The organism is Paenibacillus sp. PK4536, assembly GCF_028594455.2.
GTDB lineage: Bacteria > Bacillota > Bacilli > Paenibacillales > Paenibacillaceae > Saccharibacillus > Saccharibacillus nuruki.
The window spans coordinates 1,898,463-1,905,447 of the sequence record NZ_CP126313.1; the positions used below are offsets into that span (position 1 = coordinate 1,898,463).

The following is a 6,985-nucleotide window of genomic DNA, read 5'->3' on the forward strand; positions in this document are numbered from 1 at the left end:
TGCGAAAATAAAGCGGATGTATGCCCGGTCATTTAGGTGCGCTGAGAAGGATGCCAGCGAATACATACTTTTTCCAATCGCTCTACCACCATATAGAAAATAATACCGGCGATAGCAGCCAGCACGATACATGACCAACCCAGTGGCATTTTGGCAATTTTGATAGAATTAGAGAGGAGGTAACCCAGTCCTTGCGAAGAAAAGAAGAACTCACCGACAATAGCTCCGATCATGCTAGCAGTAGCATTGATTTTGAGAGCAGTAAATACATACGGTAAGCTATGTTGGATACGTAAATAACGAAAGACTTTTCCTTTATTGGCGGCATAGGAATGCATAAGATCAAGAGCGAGTGGATCAACAGATGACATTCCTTTATAAGCATTAAGAGCCATAGCCGTCATAGTTGTTGCAGTGACGATAGCGATTCGAGAACCGATACCATCACCGAACCATAGATTCATAATTGGAGCCAACGCTACAATAGGAACAGCATTTAAAGCGGCTACTAAAGTAAGACTTCCTGCACCCCAACGTGGAGAAGCTGTAGCGATAAGAGCAATAATGAATCCGAATAAAGAACCTATGATCATGCCCAGTACAGCTTCAGCTAATGTGTATCCGGTATAGGATAGTAGAAGACTCCAATTTTCTTGTATAGACGATGCAATTGCTGAAGGAAGAGGAAGTTGATATTTTTTAAGATCAAATATCTTGTGAAAAACCTCTATTTGCCATAACGCCACGAATAAGATACCTGAACCAAGAGGAAGCCATAGTTTTCCACCACCTAATAATGATTTGTTCTTGCTCTGACGTTTGCGCGAAGGTTGATCTGTTCCTTTTGCTTGTTGCTGTTCTGTTAACAAAGAATGTGGAGAAGGAAGAGTTGAAGAAGGTAATTCAGAGATATATGTAGCAGCCACTTTTTTGTTCTGTGCCGATGATGGTTTGTTCATGAATGGCTACCTCCTTTGGAGCGGAATTCAGGTTGCCATGGAGATACGATACGTTCGATCAAGCTAATCAACCAATAGCTTAGTATGCCAAGTAAAGCTCCGATAAAAACAGTCGACCAGAACATATATACATGAGAAGGGCCATAATACAGATTGCGAAGCATAATCACGCCGATACCATGTTGTGCTCCCATTAGTTCAACAAGAATAGCGCCAGTTACAGCTAGAGGAGCCGCAATTTTTAATCCACTAAAAAGCCCGGGGATAGCAGCAGGTAATCGTAATTTCCAATAAATACTCCACGGTTTAGCCGCATAAGAATGCATTAATTCGAGAGCGGAAGGTTCAACACTTCGTAATCCTCGTAACATATTGAGTGCTACCGGAAAAAATGTAATATATCCCGAGATCAGAATCCGTGAAATATACTCATCTCGTACAATTCCATAAATAATAGGTGCGAGTCCGAGTACCGGAATCATTTGTGAAGCTACAGCATATGGAAAGGTTAATTTTTCGATCCATGTGGAGATGCTCATCAATATAGCTAGTACAACACCTGCCAGAGCGCCAAGCAAAAATCCTATGCCTGCATTACCGAATGTAGCACTACCTTCTTTGATCAACGCTCCACTATATTGAATACTGGTGGCTAGCACTTCATGAAGATAAGGAAGTTTGGATTGAGCCAAAGGCAGATGACCTATATTTAATAGTGCCCATGATGTAAGTTCCCAGATTACCAAAATCGCAATAACCCAGACCATAGCAGGCAACAGGCGATTACGTACAAAAAGATGATTTCCTTTCATACGTCACACCCCTTCAAAGCTATCGCGAATACGGGCAATCAATTCAAAAAAGGCTGGACTGTTACGCATTTCCTGTGTACGTGGTCTAGGTAAAGGAATTTCAACCACTGCCGACAATCGTCCCGGATGTGGGGATAATACAAATACTCGATCTGATAAAAAAATCGATTCGGGAATACTGTGAGTGACAAATACAATCGTATTCTGAATGTTATTCCATACAGACAATAACTCTTCATTTAAGCGTTCTCTTGTAAATTCATCTAGAGCAGAGAACGGTTCATCCATTAGTAGAATTTCAGGCTCCATTGCCAGTGCTCTTGCAATAGCAGCTCGTTGTTGCATACCACCACTCAGTTGCCATGGATATTGATCTGCAAATTTTTCAAGTCCTACTAATTCCAATAATTCGATGGCTTTGCGTTCACGTTCGATTTTACTAACGCCTACTAACTCTAGAGGAAGCGCTACATTTTGTTTGACTTTACGCCAGTCATACAACACAGGACTTTGAAAAACAATCCCGTATTTTTGAGCTAATCGTGCTTCTTTAGCTGTTTTGCCTGCGACATGAATACTGCCACCGGTAGGCTGAATCAGATCAGCCATAAGCCGAAGTAATGTAGTTTTTCCACAACCAGAAGGGCCTAATAATGAGACAAATTCTCCTTTTCCAATATCAAGACTCACTTGATGTAGAGCAAGAACATCACCAGTATCTGTTGGATAACGCATTTCAACATCTTTTAGCTGAATCTCAGGTGTTTGTACTTGATGCTTTACCGTAGAAGCGGTCAAAGACATTTTTATCCCCTCCAAAGATTCATAAGCCTCTAATGACGTTTAACCTAACTGATTAAGTCATATCATAATCAAAAATTGACTTAAACTCAATATTTAATGTCATATAAACTAACTTTATGTTCGATTAACTAACATATTAAATAAAATAAAGGCGTATAGCATTAGACAAAAAGTAAGATTGCTATCACAAAATTACGTCACTTTGTCCAGATCACTCATATATTCGTTAAAATTAGAATTAATCTATCATTTTTTGGTAGTGAAAAACGATCAAGTGATCATTATTACAGATAATATTTACAGATTGACGAACGATTACACATGTACATATAAATAACATTCGCTTTTTGATTGACAACCTTATAATCCTATCCTAGAATGTAACAAGTAAAGCTGTTTGATATGAAAATAACAACACGTATCAAAGACAGCGAATAGAGTTTGGCGACAATTGAAAAACACTTCGTATAATCTTGAGAATAGGCTCAGGAGTCTCTACGGATCACCGGAATGATCTCTCTACGGAATGAAGCAATGGCAGTGTAGGTTTTCTTTAGCGTCTATGTATATCGATATCGATATACATAGGCTATTTAAGGAATGCTATGACACGCCGTTATTCTGATTCTTAGAGACCCCGATGAACAGCTCGTCCATCGGGGTCTCTTGTCGTTTTCTCTATTCATTTCCAAGAGGAGGAAGATAGCAATAATGGAACGTTTCTTTAAGTTGAAGGAACACGGCACGAGTGTAAAAACAGAAATGATCGCAGGGTTAACCACCTTCATCACGATGGCATACATTCTGTTCGTTAATAACTTGTTCTTGGGACCAGGTGGAGCAGGTATACCCGCAGAAGGCGTGTTTTTCGCTACAGCTGTAGGTGCTGGATTGGTTACGATTTTAATGGGATTATTTGCAAATATTCCGGTAGCTCTTGCACCAGGTATGGGTTTGAATGCTTACTTTATGACCGTTGTACTTAGCTCCAACGGAATGATCACATGGCAAGCGGCTTTAGGTGCAGTGTTTCTTTCGGGGATTATCTTTATCATTTTAACAATTACCAAAGTTCGTCAGTTATTGCTGGTCGCTGTACCACAATCAATCAAAATGGCGATCACTGTAGGTATAGGATTATTTGTCACCATTATTGGATTGAAGCTTGGAAATGTAGTTTCAGTATCAGCTACGGTTAAAGGCGTTACAGATGTTGCTCAATTAGCAGCTCCTGTAACAGTTAAAGGTTCTGATTTCCAATTAGCATTGGGCGATTTCATGCATAGCCCGGATACATTACTTGCGATTATCGGGTTATTCGTTATAGGTATACTGATGGTATTACGTATCAAAGGTGGATTATTAATCGGTATTATCGTAGTTACATTGATTGGTATTCCAATGGGTGTTACAGATCTAAGCAGTTTGTCTACTGCACATTGGATTCCTTCTTTTGATAATCTAGCGGTTGGACAATTAGATATCAAAGGTGCAATCGGTATAGGATTATTCGAAATTATCTTTATCTTTACCTTTGTTGAACTATTCGATACTTTCGGGACACTCGTAGGTACAGCCGAACGTGCAGGATTGTTCAAAAACAAAGAAGAAGGCGAAAAGAAAATCAGCAAAGCTATGTTGGTTGATGCAGTAGGGGTAAGTGCAGGTGCTGTTTTAGGTACAAGTACAATTACTTCTTATGTTGAAAGTACAGCAGGTGTAGCTGAAGGTGGACGTACAGGTTTGACCGCTATTACTACAGGAGTATTGTTCTTATGTGCATTGTTTATTGCTCCTTTAGCTTTGGTGGTTCCTTCTGCGGCAACAGCTCCAGCATTAGTAATTGTTGGTGTATTGATGATGAGTCAGGTAAGCAAGATCGAGTGGGACGACTTTATGCAAGCATTCCCAGCTTTCTTAACAATTATCTTTATGCCATTTACAAATGGTATTGCAAACGGGATCTCAGCAGGTATTATTGCTTTCGTAGTTTTAGGATTCTTTAGCAACATCGCTTCACCGCGTAAAGTTAAAGTACACTGGTTGATGTGGGTACTTGCTATCCTTGTCATCTGTCGCTATGCATTCCTGGGCTCAGAGTAATCCAGTATCATCACATTATATTTTCGAATCAAATGATACCAGTAAGAAATGCATTATTTAAAAGTTAACTCATCATTTGAAAAGTAACAGCAGTATGGAATTTTCCACAATGGACGCAAGTCTAACTAACGGAATAACACGCAAATGATTAAAACTCAAAATTTAAGCATAACTAAAAAAGCAATAAATCAGCCTGAAATTAATCGAAGAGTAACAAAACTAAAACCCCTTTTAACAGCTAACAGAGCCGTTAAAAGGGGTTTTTGATTGAGTTCATTCTATTAATTTAATTCTCTTTAGTACATTTCTATTTAATTTATTTATATTTGGTTCATTTACTTATTTAATGATTCGCTTATTACTCGTATTCTATATTTTTTATGAGTATTGTGTATATCCTCAATGAATGTGCTCGATCTATTCAATTTATTCTTTTTCGATTCATTAAACCAAATTCATTTTCTTAAATGAATCTTATTGCTATTACTCCTACATACTTAACTCTCACTCAACTCTTTATACTCTTTTACAAAATAAACAATAGAACGATGCAAAAAGCCCAAATAACCTTCTTCATCAAACTGATCAAAATAACGAACAAAACGTTCATCAGTCACATAAGTCTCTGCTATACATAATAAAATAGCTTCATCACAAACCATAAACCGCCCAAGCATGCGGCTCCATTGACCTATTAAGTCTTGTACTTCATTAGAAGATGGGGAAAGTTGCTGGTATTGAGCGATTCTGTGAAAAATATGTTCAACATCTGCCGAAAATTGTGTGTATGCCTCTTTTTTATCGCTATCAGATAAATGTTCTAGGTTTGCTTGGAATTCCTGATATTTCTCCGTATCTCCATACACCAATTTAGCTTCTGTATCATACTGATCTTTGAGAGAGAAAGTAGAAGAATCATCAAATATATTTAGCTTCTGTATATCTGTTCCTTCTATATAATGATCCAATTGTTCAATAACGGTAGTCAACTTTTGTTTTCGTTGTTCAAGTAGACCGCGTTGATGAAGTAAGATCTCTTTTTGTTCATCTTTAGATAAAGGAAGCATAATAGATATCTCTGTCAGTGAAAATCCCATTTCTTTAAATAGCAAAATCATCTGTAATGTCGCAAGTGCTTGTTGATCATATAACCGATATCCGTTCTCACCAACATAACTTGGAGGCAACAAACCAATTTTATGATAATGATGCAATGCACGTTTAGTAATCCCTGTAATATTCAGTATATTTTTAACCGTAAATAATTGTGGTTTCATGCCAAAATTCCTTTGTCTCCGCTAAAATAATTTCTGCTGGAGTAATCGTTGCTTCTATAATACTTTTGCCGGTTTTCTTTAAATAATACTGAATCAAATAATAACCACAAGCATAGCCACCTGCGTAAGGCATGCCTACAGGTTCACCATATTCGTGTTAGTAATGTCATCACCGTATAAATAAGGACTTATTTGGTTAAAGCCACTTCGATCCAGTTTATCTTCTAATAGGGGCTTAATGTGATGATTTAAAGTACTCATATTTGTTTTGGACACCCACGGTCCTAATAAATGCTCCCCATATAGAGTAGTGGCAAAACTTTCTGCCAATCCCTCACTCACAATTAATTCTCCTAACGTTATCTGCTCATAATTCCATTTGATAAATTGATATCTTACATTATGATTGCATTCATGTGCGAGTACAGACTGAATGCGAGGGAGTGTATACTCATTTGGAATCAGTGTAACTAGAATATGACCAGGAATTCCACCATCTCCGCAGATTCCTTCATTAATCGCTAAGACGGAGCTATTAGAATCCCCTAATAAAACGGTATACACATAGTTAGTAACACTCAAAGGAATTTGATTTTGTTCAAATAAGCTCAAACTATCCTGCACAGCTGCATCACAATCTTTCCAAAACTGCTCAGAGGAAATGGCTTCTAATAGAGGATACACATCTTCAGTAATATCTTGTGGAGCAATATTCATCATATTATTAAATGTAATTACATCAAAAGAATGAGAGGCATCTTCTTTATACGGGATTTGTTGAATATTCCATTTCTTTATAAAAGGAAGCAACATCTGTGTACGATACTGTTCTACCTTTTGTTCTGATGAAGTATATATAATTGTTTGATAGATTCGATCTGAACGTAGTGCCTTTATATTCATTGTAATCCCTCCTTTGTTAAAGATGACGATTCCATTATCAAGTATCCCCTTACGTGACAGTCAAGAAAAGAATAGGCACATCATAAACTTTCATTTCTAATGCGCCCAATCGTACAATAATGTAGAG

General features: G+C 37.7%; 5 protein-coding genes, 1 pseudogene and 1 riboswitch. Of the genes and pseudogenes, 1 reads left to right on the forward strand and 5 read right to left on the reverse strand.

Annotation, left to right across the window (positions count from 1 at the left end; all coding sequences use genetic code 11):
- Nucleotides 1–32: 32 nt before the first annotated feature.
- From PO903_RS08640 to PO903_RS08650, 3 genes are read right to left on the reverse strand one after another with little or no spacing between them, the layout of a single operon-like run.
- On the reverse strand, nt 33–959 hold the full coding sequence (locus PO903_RS08640) for an ABC transporter permease (RefSeq protein WP_273593155.1): 927 nt from the start codon (nt 957–959) through the stop codon (nt 33–35).
- Complete coding sequence (locus PO903_RS08645) at nt 956–1,771, reverse strand: ABC transporter permease (RefSeq protein ID WP_273593156.1); 816 nt, start codon at nt 1,769–1,771, stop codon at nt 956–958. Before PO903_RS08645 ends, PO903_RS08640 begins: the two co-directional genes overlap by 4 nt.
- Before the next feature lie 3 nt (nt 1,772–1,774).
- On the reverse strand, nt 1,775–2,575 hold the full coding sequence (locus PO903_RS08650; RefSeq protein WP_273593157.1) for an ABC transporter ATP-binding protein: 801 nt from the start codon (nt 2,573–2,575) through the stop codon (nt 1,775–1,777).
- A 443-nt stretch (nt 2,576–3,018) separates the two neighbouring features.
- A riboswitch (purine riboswitch) is annotated at nt 3,019–3,117 on the forward strand.
- Nucleotides 3,118–3,286: 169 nt separating this feature from the next.
- Between PO903_RS08650 and PO903_RS08655 the strand changes: the two genes are divergently transcribed.
- Entirely contained in the window at nt 3,287–4,678 is a 1,392-nt protein-coding gene (locus tag PO903_RS08655) for an NCS2 family permease (protein ID WP_069329371.1), read from the forward strand.
- A gap of 497 nt (nt 4,679–5,175) precedes the next feature.
- Here PO903_RS08655 and PO903_RS08660 read toward each other — a convergent pair whose 3' ends face one another.
- Complete coding sequence (locus PO903_RS08660; protein WP_273593158.1) at nt 5,176–5,955, reverse strand: MerR family transcriptional regulator; 780 nt, start codon at nt 5,953–5,955, stop codon at nt 5,176–5,178.
- Nucleotides 5,930–6,858: pseudogene (locus PO903_RS08665) on the reverse strand (DUF2268 domain-containing putative Zn-dependent protease). The gene PO903_RS08660 and the pseudogene PO903_RS08665 overlap by 26 nt, the downstream one beginning before the upstream one ends.
- Between the last annotated feature and the right edge of the window lie 127 nt (nt 6,859–6,985).